Origin of the sequence: Paenibacillus sp. FSL H3-0310 (genome assembly GCF_038002785.1) — a bacterium.
GTDB lineage: Bacteria > Bacillota > Bacilli > Paenibacillales > Paenibacillaceae > Paenibacillus_AQ > Paenibacillus_AQ odorifer.
In genome coordinates this window covers 3,310,152-3,327,227 of sequence record NZ_JBBODC010000001.1, presented here as the reverse complement: position 1 = coordinate 3,327,227, position 17,076 = coordinate 3,310,152, and the positions used below count along the sequence as shown (strand labels likewise).

At 41.9% G+C, this 17,076-nt stretch carries 15 protein-coding genes; 12 read left to right on the top strand and 3 right to left on the bottom strand.

What is annotated here, in order from left to right:
• Positions 1-642: 642 nt before the first annotated feature.
• The 3 genes from MHH63_RS15055 (at position 643) to MHH63_RS15045 (ending at position 3,662) form a co-directional block, all read left to right on the top strand.
• Complete coding sequence (locus MHH63_RS15055) at positions 643-1,020, top strand: hypothetical protein (protein ID WP_339173735.1); 378 nt, start codon at positions 643-645, stop codon at positions 1,018-1,020.
• Positions 1,004-2,086, top strand: coding sequence for a PQQ-binding-like beta-propeller repeat protein (locus MHH63_RS15050; protein WP_341171741.1), 1,083 nt, complete (start codon positions 1,004-1,006; stop codon positions 2,084-2,086). The genes MHH63_RS15055 and MHH63_RS15050 overlap by 17 nt, the downstream gene beginning before the upstream one ends.
• A 169-nt stretch (positions 2,087-2,255) precedes the next feature.
• Positions 2,256-3,662 (top strand): GNAT family N-acetyltransferase, encoded by a 1,407-nt coding sequence (locus MHH63_RS15045; RefSeq protein WP_341171740.1) that lies wholly within the window; start codon positions 2,256-2,258, stop codon positions 3,660-3,662.
• Between the two features lie 53 nt (positions 3,663-3,715).
• Here the strand turns inward: MHH63_RS15045 and thyX are convergent, their stop codons facing one another.
• Both thyX and MHH63_RS15035 read right to left on the bottom strand, forming a co-directional pair.
• Positions 3,716-4,432 carry an FAD-dependent thymidylate synthase gene (thyX, locus tag MHH63_RS15040; RefSeq protein ID WP_341171739.1) on the bottom strand — a complete coding sequence of 239 codons (717 nt, stop codon included), beginning with the start codon at positions 4,430-4,432 and terminating at the stop codon, positions 3,716-3,718.
• Entirely contained in the window at positions 4,429-4,965 is a 537-nt protein-coding gene (locus tag MHH63_RS15035; RefSeq protein WP_341171738.1) for a GNAT family N-acetyltransferase, read from the bottom strand. Before MHH63_RS15035 ends, thyX begins: the two co-directional genes overlap by 4 nt.
• Positions 4,966-5,133: 168 nt before the next feature.
• Here MHH63_RS15035 and MHH63_RS15030 point away from each other — a divergent pair, with 168 nt between their 5' ends.
• The gene (locus MHH63_RS15030) at positions 5,134-6,375 is read left to right on the top strand and encodes a stalk domain-containing protein (protein ID WP_341171737.1); all 1,242 of its coding nucleotides are present in this window, start codon (positions 5,134-5,136) and stop codon (positions 6,373-6,375) included.
• Positions 6,376-6,494: 119 nt separating this feature from the next.
• Positions 6,495-6,683, top strand: coding sequence for a hypothetical protein (locus MHH63_RS15025; RefSeq protein ID WP_036686376.1), 189 nt, complete (start codon positions 6,495-6,497; stop codon positions 6,681-6,683).
• A gap of 142 nt (positions 6,684-6,825) precedes the next feature.
• On the opposite strand, the gene MHH63_RS15020 is transcribed toward MHH63_RS15025, so the two are convergent.
• Positions 6,826-8,115: an adenylosuccinate synthase gene (locus MHH63_RS15020; protein WP_076275816.1), complete on the bottom strand. Its 1,290-nt coding sequence runs from the start codon at positions 8,113-8,115 to the stop codon at positions 6,826-6,828.
• A gap of 115 nt (positions 8,116-8,230) precedes the next feature.
• On the opposite strand from MHH63_RS15020, the gene MHH63_RS15015 reads away from it, so the two are divergent.
• The 7 genes from MHH63_RS15015 to MHH63_RS14985 all read left to right on the top strand — a co-directional run bounded on the left by MHH63_RS15015 (position 8,231) and on the right by MHH63_RS14985 (position 16,943).
• Positions 8,231-9,109 (top strand): LysR family transcriptional regulator, encoded by an 879-nt coding sequence (locus tag MHH63_RS15015; protein WP_036686616.1) that lies wholly within the window; start codon positions 8,231-8,233, stop codon positions 9,107-9,109.
• A 49-nt stretch (positions 9,110-9,158) separates the two neighbouring features.
• A complete protein-coding gene (locus tag MHH63_RS15010) occupies positions 9,159-10,400 on the top strand; it encodes a molybdopterin-dependent oxidoreductase (protein WP_341171736.1) in 1,242 nt (413 codons plus the stop codon).
• Positions 10,401-10,551: 151 nt separating this feature from the next.
• The gene (locus tag MHH63_RS15005; RefSeq protein ID WP_341171735.1) at positions 10,552-11,295 is read left to right on the top strand and encodes a hypothetical protein; all 744 of its coding nucleotides are present in this window, start codon (positions 10,552-10,554) and stop codon (positions 11,293-11,295) included.
• A 13-nt stretch (positions 11,296-11,308) separates the two neighbouring features.
• Positions 11,309-12,997 (top strand): VWA domain-containing protein, encoded by a 1,689-nt coding sequence (locus tag MHH63_RS15000; protein WP_076217793.1) that lies wholly within the window; start codon positions 11,309-11,311, stop codon positions 12,995-12,997.
• Positions 12,998-13,021: 24 nt separating this feature from the next.
• A complete protein-coding gene (locus MHH63_RS14995) occupies positions 13,022-14,161 on the top strand; it encodes a toxic anion resistance protein (protein ID WP_248548134.1) in 1,140 nt (379 codons plus the stop codon).
• Between the two features lie 154 nt (positions 14,162-14,315).
• Positions 14,316-15,038 carry a sensor domain-containing protein gene (locus MHH63_RS14990; protein ID WP_076217792.1) on the top strand — a complete coding sequence of 241 codons (723 nt, stop codon included), beginning with the start codon at positions 14,316-14,318 and terminating at the stop codon, positions 15,036-15,038.
• Positions 15,039-15,551: 513 nt separating this feature from the next.
• Positions 15,552-16,943, top strand: a complete 1,392-nt coding sequence (locus tag MHH63_RS14985; RefSeq protein ID WP_341086416.1) for an alpha/beta hydrolase — start codon at positions 15,552-15,554, stop codon at positions 16,941-16,943.
• The last annotated feature ends 133 nt before the right edge of the window (positions 16,944-17,076 follow it).

Genomic DNA, 17,076 nt, shown 5'->3' with positions numbered 1-17,076 from the left:
AGTTTAATTGTACATCGTACAACTATATTTCTCGAATCCCTCCAGCCGATGGATGTAAGTGTATTTTGTACAGCTATTTTCTTGATTTACAGCCTTAGTGGTGGCTTCTCGTGTTTTTAGTTGTAGAAAATGCAACTAAAGTCAAAATGATTGCATTCGCCTACGAAATAACTGTATAGAATACATTTATTCTATTTCTCAGATTCCCCTGAGATCCGGTGTAATTGAGCCATTGAAGATTGATTAGTGTTTTGGGATTGATTAATTTTTTAAATAATTAAGTTAGAACCACATGTGAATAATACTCCATGTGGTTTCTTTTATTAGTTATAGCCCGCCCCAGTACCCAATGCCGAATGAACCCTTCGTTCAACCATCAACACATCTAACCCATGTTATGGGAAGCAGTTTTTCGCTTTTTACGTTGAATTTATGATGGTGATTCATTAATGTGAGCATATCACACGATATCGCTACGACGAATTCAATGTGTCCAAAGACTCGGGGAAATTCGACCTTAACAGGTCCGGCTCGGATAACTTGTTTGACCAAACCAGCCTAGCTAAGATTTTAATTAGGCTTAAGGGATACAAATTTTCCAGTTTGTATCCCTTAACTTATATAACAAAGGATGGGAAAATTATGGTCGATTATAATAACAACGAAGGAATAGGCGGTTTTCAACAAGGCAGCTATCGTCCATTAGCCATTCATCCCATTGAGGCGAATTGGACCAGACAATCCCGATTCAGAGCTCCAACATCGCTTTCAGTTTTGAAGCGAGTTGTTGACTCGGGGCGGCCGGATTTTTCATATGGATTAAGCTCGTTTACAGTGAATGAACAAGGGAGAGCCATTTTGGCTGTGGGGCAGGGTGATTTCGAGCTTAATCATCAATATGGCAAACTGTTTCGGGTTTGCTTTGAATCTGACACCGTGGAGCTGCTATTGGAGACTAAGGCATCCCTTATGTCTCCCCCCGCTGATCAGCCCAGCCTCCATTTTGGTTGCGACCAATAGCATTCGAGATAATCAGCTCATTTCGGTTGACGAAAACGGCCGGATAAATTGGAAGACCGCAGTGGATGGTGTGCCGTATGGCAGGCCGGTGGTAAACAGCGAAGGGCATATTTACCTGTGTACATATGAAGAGGAGTCACAAATTATTGGGAGACTCTATGCTTTTGACGCGGATGGAACCATAAGATGGGTTTACAAGTGCTCGTCCATATTTTGGTGCGATCCGGTTATTTCCCGTGAAGGAATCATATATGTTGGTCAAAATGTGAATTCCAAACTTTATGTTTTTATTCCTGATGGAGAGTTGTTGTGGGAGAAACGGATGGGTCAAGGAGAAGGGCACCGTCCCCCTGTCATAGATCAGGATGGGGTTATGTATTGGTGTCTTTCTAGCCAGTTATATGCCATTGCTCCGGATGGCGAAGTGAAATGGATATACCAACCGGAGGAAAGTTACGTTGATACCAGCCCTTCCCTGGGCGCAGACGGTAATTTATACGTAAATTTGACCGGCGGGGAATTCATTTGTTTAACGCGAGACGGTGAACAGCTATGGAGAGCGGAAACTAAAGGTTTTGCAATAACTCAGCCAATTCTCGGCCGATGCGGCAACGTTATTCAAAGTCGCTTAATGGATAACTCGATTGAAAGCTACTCCGTTGTTGATATTTTTTCCCAAAAAGGAGTGCATTTAGCGGAGACCGCAATCAAAGGTTCCATTCATTCGGTGATTTTGGCAAATGATGAAGTGATTTACGTCCTGTCCTCCTATTGGACGGCTAAGATGGAGCCTAAATGGGAACTTCATTTGCAAATCTCCATCGGGCAGTCCCAAGGTTGGACAACAGTACTGGGGGAGAAATTCAACTGGGAAACGATTGGTGAAAGCGCCAGATCTTTGTCTAACTTGATCTCTTCCCTTGTACTTGCTATAGGATACTTTGATGATGATGTGCGGGAGAGTGTAGAGCAACTGGAGACTGTTGTGCCTGCTCCGCTTATTCTGAAATATGACTGGGTAGAGGACGATGAGTCGCTTGGTCGGGGATTTGCTCCGGCACAGTGAATTATATAGTCCTAATTAGAAAAGTGTTTTTTTATAATGCTATAGATATGGTGGGAGAGCAAAAGCTCTGCCTATCAAAATCCCTTGATTTAATAGAATAATTTACCGATAATGTTAATGGGGGAACCCAAAATCAAATCCGTCATGAAGCAGGAGGCACTATCGGACAATGATGACTTTAATGAACATGGTGCGGGGAACGGAGAACGATCTTCCTGCTAAAGAGATGATTAAGTATTGGAATCATGAGCCTGGAACCTTAAAGATGGTAAGGGCCAGCAGCAATTTTATTTATACCTTTCAGTGGAATGGTAACCGCTTTTATTTAAGGTTTACTCATGAAGAGGATAATTCTCCAGACAATATCCAGGCAGAGCTGGATTTTATGATGTATTTATTAGAACAAGGTTATGAGACTGTCTCTCCAGTGCGTTCTAAGTCTGGCAATTGGATTGAAACGTTGTTAACGGATCACGGGCGATACCACGGGGTAGTTTTTGAACAGGCCCAGGGTGAATATGTTTCACTTGATGAGATGAAGGAACCTCATTTTTATCAATGGGGCCAATCGCTTGCACGTCTGCATAATTTTTCGGAAACCTATGCACCGAGCACACCTTATCGCAAAAGCTGGGTCGATTCATTGAATTTTATTTATTCCGTATTGAGCAGGCATCCTGAGGAGCATAAGGCGCTTAAGGAATATGAGCGGATTGAAGCTTGGCTATCGGAGCTTCCTTTTGGAGTAGGGCATACTGGGCTCGTACATTATGATTTTGAGATGGATAATATCTTTTATATGCAAGAAGAATCCCGCTACAGTGCCATCGATTTTGATGACTCTATGTATCACTGGTTTGCGATGGATATTACATCGGCGTTAAGAGACCTGACGGAATCGGATGATAATGAGAGTAGAAGAAACATTGACCATTTTATTAGTGGATATAGATCGGTTAAGCAGCTGGATGATGAGTATATGAAGTTGATACCTGAATTTCAAAGATTTGCAGACTTATACAGTTTTGCTAGATTACTTCGGTGTATGGAGAATACGGATGATTCTATTTTCCCGGATTGGGCGAAACAGCTTAAACTGAAATTAGAAAGAGTTTGTGACCGATTACGAACCGGCTTTCAAGCACATATAGTGCTGAAGGATATTACTGAAAAAAACTGGTACGCTTGTACTCAATTAGAAGTATCGGATGAGCAAAAGGCTATTTTTCCTGTACCGGTGGTCTATTGGTTAGCCGAAGCAGCTTATTGTGGTATGACCCCGCTCGCTTTATACGCAGATGAAGAATTGGTAGGTTTCTCTGTGTATAGCGTAGATCCTGAGGATGGAAGTTATTGGATTATGGCTTTTATGATTGACCAGAAATATCAGAACAGGGGTTTAGGCAGAACGGGTATGGATACCTTAATTCGTTATATTAAAGCAGAACATCATTGCGACAAAATCGTTATTGGCCATCGGATCGAAAACGAACGTGCTACGAATTTATATACATCACTCGGGTTCGTTGAAGTCAGTAGGGACGAGTTTGAAGTTATACGAGGGTTGGTAGTGTAAAAAGGGAAAAGCCGCCAAGGGTTTGGCGGCTCTTTTTTATATAAGGAAATAAATTAATCTACAGAACCGGTAGCCAGCAGCTGATCAAAAGAGACAGGGAATAGTGGCTCAATCAGCGATAAAATTGCTTTTGCATACTCCTGAATTTCTTTCTGAGCGTCATGCTCCAGTCTTTGATTTAAAAAATGGGCTACAGATTGAACTGAAGCTGTCCAGTACCAACGAACGAATAATCCATAAGCAGGTAGAAACAGTCTTGCTTGTTCAGCACATATACCATCTGCTAAAGCTGCTTCATACTTAGATAATCCTAACTCGGTGTATTCTTGAAGCTCGCGGGTGTATTTTTCACCAAGCTCCCATGCAATGATGTCACCACTGCCTTGTTTGGAATTCTCTGGTTTGGATCTCCATTCTCCCGCAGCAGGTTGATAAAAAACGGGTTCTTCGGTTATGTATCTGCGGCTGGATTCGTTCCAGGCTTCCAAGCTATCTCCAGTACCTTCGTAATGAGCAGAACCGACTACGTATTTCCACCACTGTCTCGCAACCATTAATGGGGCATAAACCTCAAATTGAGAGATGGCATGGCGGAAAGGAGAGGTATGTCCTTCACGGGCAAGGAATTTTATTAGTTTAATATCCCGATTACTAAGCTCAAAAGATTGTTTTGCATAAGAAACACGCGCAGCGTTAGCAACCGTTAAATCTGAGCCCATATGATCTACTAATCTTACATAACCTTCATTTAAAACTTTGATTGTTGTCAATTTAATGTAGCCTCCTGTTCCAAAGCAGAGTAAATGAGTTCGTCACACCATTGTTGATTGCAAAATCTAGTCTCTCTGAGGATTCCATCCCTAATCATTCCTGCTCTAATCATAACTTTTTCAGATTGAAGATTCTCTGCATTGGCATAGGCAACGACTCTATGGGCATTAAGAGAGCTAAAGGCGTAGCCTATCAGTGTTTTGACGGCTTCTGTCGCATAGCCCATTTTCCAGTATTCCGGCAGTAAGACCCAGCCAATCTCCCACTCTCTGATCTCTTCCCAATTTAACTTTATACTTACGTTGCCTATGGGGGTACTATTTTGCTTTGTACATACTGCTAGATCATAATGCTCACGCGGATCGCTGGTAGTCTGAGTCAGAATCGAAAGGAAGTTCTCTTTAATTTGTTTTGCATCTGGTGCGGTGTTTTCATATTTGTGAGACAAAGGATTAAGTTCCAGTTCTTCATAAAAAGAAAAATCATTGCTTGTATAATCTCTTAATATCAATCTGTCGGCTATTATTTCCATGAGTTAATACCTCCTAATCCATGATTATAATGGAAGACTCTGTAATTATCACGGAGTAAATTCACTAGAAATACAAAAAAAATTTTTCTGTAAATTTTTCTCTAGTAAAATTGTGGAATTGTGATACAGTAATTAAGGTTTATATATTTAGAGGGGGATGTAAGGAAAATGAAAGCTATTAAATGGAGCATCACTGCAGCGTTAGCAGTATCTATGTTGGGTCCAATACATACAGTGAAGGCGGCAGATACGCGTAACGTCGATTACGATCAAGGTAGTATTTTACGGAGTGCCAGTTCAGTTTCGTCATCATACAATGAAGGCAATCCGCAGGTTGAAGATTTGATTTTTCAGATGGATGCTACCGAAATCACTGTTGGGGACAATGTTCCGGTACAAATCTATGCTAAAGATGCCGATGGCATTTCCGAACGCGTTCCGTTAGCTCAAGCAAATGTCGTAATTGAAAAGCCTTATTTGCTGCAAAAGCAAGCCGATGGCACAATGAAAGCCTTAGCGGTAGGAGAAACGAACGTAACGGTCATTTCAGGATCAGATTCCAAAACAATAAAAGTTTCGATCAGTGCGGACCATGATATTGATCAAGGTGCATTTGTTAATGGAACAATGTATTTGCCGGTTCAATCGGTTTTTCAAACGTTGGGAGCAACAGTCCAAGTTAATACAGCAACTAAAACCTTTAGCATTCGTCTAGGTGATTTGCCAATACAGCTTCAACTCGGAAGCGATATTGCAATGGTGAATGGTGCGAAGGTCAAAATGAGTGGTAAGGTGCAAAAGATCGACGGATCTACAGTTTTTCCTGCCACGCTTTTAAAGACTGCACTGTCAGCAGAGTTAATTTGGGATGGAAATTATCAGACGATGGAGATCTACTTCGGCAAAGCAGAGTTGTTCGCCTATACGAAACAAACTGCGCAGATTTTTAAGAAGGAAGAACAAGGAAACCTCGTTAAGTTCATTGGAAAAACATATTGGCTCAATCAATTCGACTCCGATTATAAGTTCCAAAAAGTCACTATTGTAGATATTCTACCTGATTATGAAGGTGAATTCGCCATTTCTTTTAAGGTTTTATCGACGGGGCAAATTCTTAACTCTTATACAATGTCGGGGGATGAGTTGATCCGTACATTAGGAAATAAAGAATATTTCTTAACAACGGATCCATTTAAGACCTATAAGTGGTCGGATGCGATTTGGACTAAGATTAAAAAGAGCATAGTTGCTACTGGGATGACCAAGCAGCAAGTGGAGTTTAGTTGGGGTAAGCCAATAAGTAAATCCACACTATCAGGTAGTGGCATTCAAGTGGAGACCTGGCAGTATGGTAATTATAACTATGTTACCTTTACGAACGGTGTTGTCTCCATGATTTATACGAATTAATACTTCCTAATTTCTGCGTTACTTTAGTCATAGAGCCTGTCTTTGCGACATATCATTTTGGAGAAGCACTTTCAGAATTAAAGTGTTGACTATTGTTGGCCGAAATGAGGGGTTTATTCATGGCAAAGTCAAAACGTGGACATGCACTTTGGAATTTACCATCAAGGGGCAGGGGCACTTGCCCAATCTGTCAGAACACCCGTATTAAGCTGCTTTATCCCAAGAAAAAAACGGATGGAGCAGTCGTTAAGGTCTGTAAACGCTGTGACAAGGCTCCGCAGACGAAAGTGGATGCCGTGTTGATTTAAAAAGAGTACACAAAAAGAGGCTGTCTCAAAAGTGGATTTTTCTACGTATGAGGCAGCCCTTCTCATGAATAAAACAAAGAAGCGCTTCTCTAATAAGAGAGGCGCTTCTTTTAAATTCTACAGAGATTTAGTACGTATATGATTATTTCGTTATCCGATTAATGACCTGTTCGCGTCTAGGACCCACGGAAATCGTAGTAATACGCGTGCCAATAGAGGTTTCAATAAAATCAATGTAAAGCTTAGCTTGTTCTGGCAGATCTTCGAAGTCGGTGATCTGAGAGATATCGCAGTTCCAGCCAGATAAATGTGTGAATATCGGTTTTGCAGAGTTCAGTTTATTCGTAGCCGGGAACTTGTCGGTGATCTCTCCATTTTCAAGCTCATAAGCCACACAAACTGGAATCTCATCCAAATAACCAAGCACGTCAAGATTAGTCAACACGACTTCAGTGGCACCCTGCATTTGGCAACCGTAACGAGTAGCTACAGCATCAAACCAGCCCATACGTCTAGGACGGCCAGTCGTAGCCCCGAATTCCCCGGCATCGCCACCTCTTGTACGAAGTTCATCCGCAACGGGCCCTTCTAATTCCGTAACAAAAGGTCCAGCGCCGACACAACTGGAATAGGCCTTGGTTACAGCGATGACATTCGTGATAGCTGCTGCAGGAAGACCGGCACCGACAGGTGCAAACCCGGCAAGTGTTGAAGAGGAGGTGGAGTAAGGATAAATACCGTGATCAGGATCACGCAGAGCCCCAAGCTGACCTTCAAGTAAGATAGTCTCTCCCTTAGCATAAGCCTCTTGCAGCAAGTCTGTTGTATTGGCTACATAAGGCGCTAGCTGTGCAGCTTCTTCTTGCAGCTGAATCATTAATTCCGAGATTTGGATCGGGGCTTTCTTATATAAATGCTCAAGTAAGATATTTTTGGAAGCGAGTAATTGTTCAAGACGTTTCTCAAGTCGGGCGGTATCAAATAAATCCGCTACCTGTATGCCTAGCTTTGCATATTTATCTGCGTAAAATGGTGCGATTCCTCGTTTAGTTGAACCGAATCCTTGAGATCCCAGACGTTCCTCTTCTAGTTCATCAAACAAACGATGGATTGGAAGCACGATTTGCGCCCGTTCGGATACGAATAATCTAGGCTTTGGCACACCTCTATCCGTTAAAGCTTTCAATTCTTTTATTAATACTTCTGTATCAAGTGCTGTTCCGGGTCCAATAATGTTTGTAACGGAAGGATAAAATACCCCAGATGGCAGCATATGCAATGAAAATTTTCCATATTGGTTTATGATGGTATGCCCAGCATTACTACCACCTTGAAAACGAACGACAAAGGAAGATTGTGCAGCTAGCACATCCGTCATTTTTCCTTTTCCTTCGTCGCCCCAGTTTGCTCCTACAATTGCAATTACGGTCACGCGTTTTCGCCTCCCAAGCTTGTTTTTGGCTACAGGACTAAGTATAATGCTAGTTAAATCATTAGAAAAATTGATATAAGTTATATCTATTATAAGGTGGAGTAATGACGTGGGGATGGACATTAATTTGGAGTGGTATCGCTCTTTTTATTGGGTAGCGAATACTGGGAGTTTAACTGCTGCGGCAGAACGACTCAATATTACACAACCGGCAGTAAGTCACACGATTAAACAATTGGAAGAAAAAATGGGCGGCCCGTTATTTTTTCGCACTTCTCGCGGGGTCGATCTAACAACAGAAGGAAAAGTACTGCTAAGCTTTATTGAGCAAGCCTTTCATCATGTAGACATGGGCGAAAGAGCGATCGCAGATATGAACAATCTGAACAGCGGCGAGATTCATATCGGAGCAAGTGACACCTTATGCAAATATTATCTGTTACCTTTTTTGGAGCAATTTCATGAACAATTTCCCAATATCCGCATTCATATTACAAATCGTACGACACCAGAAACACTTACGCTTTTAAAAGAAGGGAAAATTGATTTTGGTATCGTCAGCTTGCCGACATCTGATAAACAGATTGATTTTCGCAAAAGTACTCAGCTTCAAGATTGCCTGGTAGGGGGCAAAGGTTTTCGTCATTTAGCGGACAAGACCATGCCGCTTGCTGACATTCAGCAGTATCCGTTGTTATGCTTAGAAGCGGGTGGCAGCACCAGAAAGTATATGGATCAGTTTTTAGCTTCTAATCATCTGACAATTACACCTGAATTTGAACTGGGAAGTGTGGATTTGCTTGTTCAGTTTGCGAAACGTGGTTTTGGCCTTGCTTTTGTTATTCGTGATTACGTAACCGAAGAATTGAAAAAAGGTGAGCTTGTCGAGATTCCTCTGGACCCACCTTTGCCAGAACGTAACATAGGAATTGCTACCCTGCGTGGAGTTCCTCTTACAGCTGCTTCAAAGTCTTTTCTAACATTATTAGAGTAGAATCAGGAAAGAGCTATTAGAGCATACCTAGTGAAGAGGAGGAAAGGTAATGAATCCTTTACTGGCTCGGCTGCGCAAGGGATACGGGAAAAAGCTTCGGGCGCTTCATACCTGGAATGGCTGGCTGGTTGTGTTGCTCACACTCACAGGACTTGTACTTGTAGGTGGCTTCTGGCGTGGCTTCTTAGGGGAAGGCAGAGTATGGATCAAAGAGCTTCATATCGTGGTCGGTGTCGCTTCGATCATTCCGGTTATTTATTATTTGCTGCTGGCAGGGAAACATTGGAAACAACTGAAGGAGCGGCCTTGGCAACGTTTTAATGTAATCGTTGTACTTTCATTGCTGCTCGGCTGGTTCGTTTCAGGAGTACTACTCTGGCAATTCCGCGTGGTGGGTCCACATGTATCGAACGTTGCTCTGATCGTCCATGACTTATTGACCTGGATAGGCCTTCCTTATATTATTTATCATTCTTTGACTCGGGTAAAATGGCTTAAAGAACCGAGCCGGCGGATAGTGAAAAGTGGCATTGAGACAGGCAGCCCTTCGAATCATCGGGAAACCCCGCAGCCGGTTTATACACGTAGAGCTTTCATACGCGGATCGATTGGTGTTGGGCTTGCGGTCACTATAGGTCCATCGTTTATAAAATGGCTCGGCAGTTCAATTGGAAATATCGGAGGCAGCGAAACAATTGATAAGCTGATCGAAAGTGATCGTAATCAGTTGTTGCCTGCACCCCAGCCACTGGCGGCATCCTCACCCCCTCTCGGAGGAGGGGCGCAAGGACAATTCCGTGTTTACACAGTCACTCCGATTCCAGAGTTTACGAACAACAATTGGTTTTTTACGATAGATGGGCTTGTGGAGCAAAATTTTAAGTGGAACTGGGAACAGTTCGTAAAGCTGAACCGGACCGTTCAGGTGAGTGATTTTCACTGTGTGACAGGCTGGTCAGTCTATAAGAATACCTGGGAAGGAATCAAGCTAAAAGATCTTTTGAGTCAGGCCGGTGTGAAGCCCACAGCTAAGACTGTGAAATTCTATTCGGGTGATGGTGTATACACGGATACGCTCACATTGGAACAAGCCGACATGGATGATGTGCTGGTCGCGGTAATGCATGATGGAAAGCCGATTCCTAGCGATCTCGGCGGTCCTGTACGGTTAATCGTTCCGAAGATGTTCGCATACAAGTCTGTGAAGTGGCTGAACCGGATTGAGCTGATCGAAGGCGATCATACGGGATATTGGGAGCAACGCGGGTATTCAAATGATGCGTGGGTATAAAATAGGGATCGTTAACCTTAATGGGCTTATTGCCTGTTAAGGTTTTTTTGTTGATTAATTCCTTATTTTTTTAGCATATAGCAAATGAAGAGACGTAATAACAGAAATTGCTCCATACAATAGAAGTGACTGGATGCAGGAGGTGGTTGTGATGAACGGGGTTAGAGCCATAAAGCTGTTGGGACTTATTCTCGGTGTGGTACTACTGAACATTATCGTGTTGTCACCAGGTTTATTAGGGGTGGAAATCGGAGGAACCAGTGTATTTGAAATAGCTTTAGGTGTGACATTGTTGTTTGTTAGTCTACTTGTTGTTCTTTATGGAAGTTATATTTTATTGTTTAAACCTTCATCTATCCCTGCTGTGAAAACACTGAAATCTTATGAGGATTATATAGCCGCGCTTACTCAATACAAGAATGTCAAAGTGCTGAAAAAAGACATTGCGCTTGCTCTAGAACAGATATCCCGGATGGAAAAGAAGAGAAGTACCTTGTTAGATGTTTTAGGTCAGAGATTCGAATCCACTGAACTTAGCTTCAAAAAATTTAATGCAGTCAGTTATGAAGTAGCAAAGCTTTTTTACCTGAACATTCGAGGGATTCTGAATAAACTCAGTGTATTTGATGCCTCAGAGTTCACCCTTTTCTCCAGCCAGCATAGACCCTCGCAGTTCTCAGATAAACTGGTGCAAAAAAAGACAGCTTTGTACAATGAATATTTAGCCTACGTAACAGGGTATCTTGGGGCAAATGAAGAGATTCTGCTGAAGCTGGATAAGCTGCTGCTGGAAATATCGCTACTTGACAGTACAGATTATACAGATGTTGAAGAGATGCCTTGTATGAAGGAAATCGATGAGCTGATCAAGCAGACGAAATTCTATAAGCAATGAAGGGGAGATGTGTATGGCTAATAAAGGAAAAACAGTAGCAGTTTTAGGGACCATTACGGTGGTAGTTTTTGCTCTCGTGTATTTTGGAATCACCTTGACTTCTAATATAGGAAAAACCAAAACCCAGATTTCTTCCGAAGATGCGGGGAAGCAGCTTGAGAAGCTATATAAGAACATAAACGTGACCACTGCTGAGCAAATCAAAGGCCAGATTGACCTGGATCCTGTTGCGATTGGGGATTCACTACCAGATATCTCAAAGTTTCCTGTATCCGTAGACAATACAACAGATAGCTTTGTAGAGATATTTTCTTCTACAGAGAAATCAGGAACGGGTAATGATGGTTGGCTAAATGAAGTTGCTACAGATTTTAACAACTCTAATATTGAGGTGAACGGGAGTCATGTTTCTGTGAAAATCCGTAATATTGCTTCAGGTACAGCGACAGATTACATAAGATCTGGGAAGTATGTGCCAGATGCCTTTACCCCTTCAAATGAGCTGTGGGGCGAAATGGTAAAAGCAAACGGGATGAACACTCAGCTAATCACTAAACGCCTTGTAGGTAATGTAGCTGGTATTGTTACCAGTAAGGCGAAATATGATGAACTAATAGAGAAATACGGTTCTTTAAACGTTAAGACGGTTACAGACGCCATAGCAAATAATGAATTATCAATGGGCTATACCGACCCTTTTGCCAGTTCTACGGGTTTAAACTTTCTGGTAACAGCGCTTGGGACGTTTGGCGGTTCAGACTTACTTGGTGAGCAAGCGGTGCAGGGCTTTGAGAAATTTCAAGCAAATGTACCCTTTATTGCCTCAACCACTTTACAGATGCGAGAGGCTGCAAAAACCGGTAAGCTTGATGCTTTTGTCTTAGAATACCAGATCTTTGTGAATGCAACAGATTTGAAAGGGGGGTATGTATTCACTCCTTTTGGTGTAAGACATGACAGCCCGCTTTATGCTTTGGGTGATCTTCCTCAGGAAAAACTCGATATTATTAAGAAGTTTGCTGAGTTTGTTGAACAGGATAAATACCAGGAGCTGGGTGAGAAAAAAGGCTTCAATGGTCTTAATGATTACCAATCAGAGCTTAGTACAGTGGATGGCAGTCTCATATCCTCAGCTCAGAAGCTGTGGAAAGAGAAGAAAAATGGCAATAAACCTATCGCCGCAGTATTTGTGGCAGATGTCTCAGGAAGCATGAACGGGGAACCTTTGAACCGCTTAAAGCAATCTTTATTAACAGGCCAGAAGTACTTGGGCAAGGATAACAGCATTGGTTTTGTCTCTTACTCTGATAACGTTACAATCAATCTTCCGATTGGAAAATATGACACGAACCAGCAGTCCATGTTTGTTGGTGCGATTGATAGTCTTCAAGCAAATGGGGGGACGGCTACTTTTGACGGGATCGCGGTAGCCATCCATATGCTTCAAACGGAATTACAGCTAAATCCGGATTTGAAGCCGTTGATCTTTGTATTAAGTGATGGAGAGACCAATGAAGGGCATTCCTTGAATGATATCAGAGGTCTTATTGAGACCTACAAAATCCCGATTTACACGATTGGCTACAATGCGAATATCAAGGCGCTTGAGAGTATTTCGAGTATAAATGAAGCGGCCAACATCAATGCAGATACAGATGATGTAGTCTATAAAATTGGCAACCTGCTCAATGTTCAAATGTAAGCTATTTTTTATAGGAGGGGTTCTATGTCGTTTACTATGGAAGTCGTAAGTCAGGAAAAGCTGAAATCAGTAATTGAAGAGCAGGTCAAACCTGAGCCTGAGGAAGTATCACAACTGAAAGCACTGGCAGTAAACAATGTCTCCGCCATTCTGGATCTGAATTTAGAGTCACTGGATAAGCGGAAAGCGGTGTTGCAATCCATTGATAGCTTCGGTATGGAAACGATGAGATCCTCTTCGGACAAAAACTCCCTGTTGCAGGTTTCAGTGGGAAATTTATCAAAGACAGGGGATGAAGGCGGCCAAGTAGCGAAAGGTTTGACGGAGCTTAATCTCCAACTGAAGGATTTGGATCCCAGTGCAGTAGATTTTGCTAAGACAGGTTTTTTAGGTAAGTTCTTTAATCCATTACGTAGTTATTTTGCTAAATATCAAAAGGCGGATGCTGTCATTTCAGATATTATAATTTCTTTAGACAAGGGTAAGACCGTTCTGAAGAACGACAATACTACGCTGGAATTCGAGCAACAGTCACTTCGGGAACTTACAAAAAAGCTACAAAAAGAAATTCAGCTCGGCATGCTGATGGATCAGGAAATAGAGACGCAACTGGAAGCGGCTAAGCTGCGTGATGAGGATGAGGAGAAAGTTCGGTTCATTACAGAAGAAGTGCTTTTTCCGTTGCGGCAGCGTGTCATGGATTTGCAACAGATGCTTGTAGTGAATCAACAAGGAATTATGGCCATAGAAGTGGTTATTCGAAATAATAAAGAGCTGATCAGAGGGGTGGACAGAGCTAGAAATGTTACCGTGTCTGCCTTGAAAATATCGGTTACGGTAGCTAGTGCGCTGTATAATCAACGAATTGTTTTGAAAAAGATCGAACTTTTAAATCAAACCACCGATAGCCTGATCAGCGGTACCTCAAAAATGTTGAAAAACCAAGGGGCGGAAATCCATAAACAGTCGTTAGAATCAAGTATTTCAGTGGATACATTAAAGCAAGCTTTTACAGATGTGCTATCCGCTCTCGATTCCATCAGTACTTATAAGCAGGAAGCTCTCCCCAAAATGCGTGAAACCATTAATCAGTTCAGAGAGCTGGCAGATAATGGCGAACAGCAGATTGTGCGGCTGGAAAAGGGAAATAAGTTGGGGCTGTAGCCTAGCAAAATCATAAATCCGGTTAATTATGCGCCTTGAGCAACAAATCCTAGCCTTTAGTCTGGTATGACTCCAGCCCCAAGACTGTTTTGAGCCTTCTTTTTCCCACGTATAATGAGATTAATTGAAAAACGTGAGAGGAAGGACAATAGAAATGAATGATAAGTTATACACTATGCCGATGGGAGCTCTTGATTCCATGCATATTCCAGCAGAATCACAACCCCAATCTAAAACGCGCAAACGTGGAGCAAGTCCAAAGACATATCGGAGTATTTTATACTTCTTAATCTCTTTGCCGCTTACGATTGTATATTTCGTGTTTATGGTGACAGGGCTGACGTTATCCATTGCGTTAACCCCAATATTTATCGGAATTCCTTTGTTTTTTGCAGTAGCTAAGGGATTGGATTACATCGTACAATTTGAGCAAGAGCTGGTCAGATCATTGTTAGATATTCCTAGACCTAGTGAAGAGGCCAGATCGGATATGCAGCTAGAGGGAGCGGGCTTCCTGCAACGAATGAAGTTAGGTTTTCATGGAGCGAAGTTTGCCCGTAACGTCATGCTGATTATGGGTCGATTCGTATCCAGTATTATTTTCTTTTCAATAACAGTAACTGTAGTAGCGGCTGCACTGGGCCTGATTACACTACCTGTGCTGCACCAGATTTTCTTGCAAACCATGGATTTGAACATTTTAGAGAATAGTGTGTTTGCTTTGTTCCAGATCGACTGGACATTATCCCAACAATATATCTCCTATGTAGTAGCTGGATTTGTTGTTGCCTTGTTAGCAAGTTGGGTAATTCGTATGCTTATGGATGTGCAACGTAGAATGCTGTTCGTATCCTACGAGGAAAGACAACAGTACTAATTGAAAAGAAGAGATTGTCTCCAAACAACCCTTACTGAATCTGAATAAAACACCAGACAATGATCCTTCAGTTCGTGGAGAATCACTGTCTGGTGTTTTTGGTCTGCGGGGAGGTTTGCTTTTGCAAATGATGAGCTAGTGGAAGCTGACTGATTGCTTCTTTGATTTTTTTGGTGTCGGATGTTGGTGTGGGATGTTGAAGGAATCTGCGAAATAGCTGTACTTTGTGCAGTTATTTCGAGAGCCCAAAGAATAATCCTGACTTTAACTGTACTTTATACAACTAAAAACTAGAGAATCTACTTATAAGGGAGTAATTTCAGAAAATAACTGCACGAAATACACTTATATCCAGTGATCGAGCCTTCTGTTTGATTATAGTTGTATGAAATACAATTAAACTTGAGCGCTTTATAACGCTCCCCAACTTGTGAAAAAATGTTCATAATCCCATATAAATCCTGTATAATAAGAGTTGTGAAAACGTTTGAACAAAAAATCAGGAGGGGTTCTATGCATTCAAATGGATTATTTAGATGGAGCTTTTTGGGGTTTGCAGTATTAGTTTTGTTAGCGCTTTCGGGATGTTCCAGTTACGAAAATGTAAATGAAAAAGTTGCTACATCACCAACCCCCAATCCAACGATAAGCAATACTTCTAATGCATCGGAGAACCCAACCAATGTGGGGGCGGCAAAAGGTACTGTGCACATAGAAAATATAGGTGAGCGGAGAATATTTGTTTATTTACCTGCAGGTTATGAAGCTGACAGTGAGCGTTATCCTGTTGTGTATATGCACGATGGGCAGAATATTTTCAATACAAATACCAGCTCTTTAGGCAAAGAATGGAGAGTTGAGGAGATTATTGATCAGCTCGTTGCTGATGGAACCATGGAGAAGGTTATCGTGATAGGAGTCGCTTCAAGTGATGGATCAGAACGGGGAATGGAGTATGTTCCATTTCCGGATGAGTCTATTCCTTCGGATGGAGCGAGTGCAGCCGAATTTACCCAATATTTTATCAATACAGTTATTCCCTATGTTGATGGTGCTTACCGGACCATTCCCGATCGGGATCACCGGATGATAATGGGATCGTCATTCGGTGCTATTCAGGCTTTATGGATGGGGTATCAGCACCCGGAGACCTTCTCAGCGATAGGGGCTTTATCCCCTGCCACTTGGGTAAGCAATGGACGTATATTGGATGAGTTGGCGAAAGAGTCCGGGAAGCCTGCATTGAAGATTTGGCTCGACATGGGCGTAACCGAAGGAATGCCAATTGATCCGCTTGTGACTGTACTAAAGTCGAAGGGATTTGTATTAGGGAAGGATCTATTCTTTCAGATGGACCCTTTGGGTACACATGAAGAGAAGTCATGGAATAGACGTGTACATAGTCCATTGATTATGTTCGCCGGGAAAGAGGCTGGACAAACGATCAAGCATGAAGTAAGTGACTATCTGACATTAATCGGACCAGAAGCTATCGATATACGTCTTAATTTACTAGTCACTATGGATAATGGGATGGATTTTACAATCCTTGATGGAGTTGAATATCAAGTGTTGAATCCTGAAGTAGGGCAGGTAGACAAGGCAGGTAAGGTGAGCTTCCTGAAGCCGGAATCCTTGAAAGTAAATGTTTCATTTCAAGGTGTTACTGAAGAGCATTTGGTTAACTATGAGCATTATGTAAAGGTATTTAAAGTTTATGTGAAATCTCTTGATGTTGACGAGCATGGGGATGAGTTCTCCATTAACCTGAAGCTTTCTGCTCGGAAATTAAATTCAACTCCTGAGTATATCTCAGCGTTAGTGAGCGCTGCTGAAAAAATCGGTATATATACAATTAAGGAGATTCAGGAGGATTCCATAAGTATAATCTTTAATACGAAGTAGTCATAGAAATTAAAATTCAACTGAGATTATGCTCCTTTTTTGAATTTACTATGATCGTAACTAAGGGGAAATGATTCTCTGGCTGATAATCAGGGAATTTCTCCCTGATTCTTTCAACTAAAAGAAGCTGAGT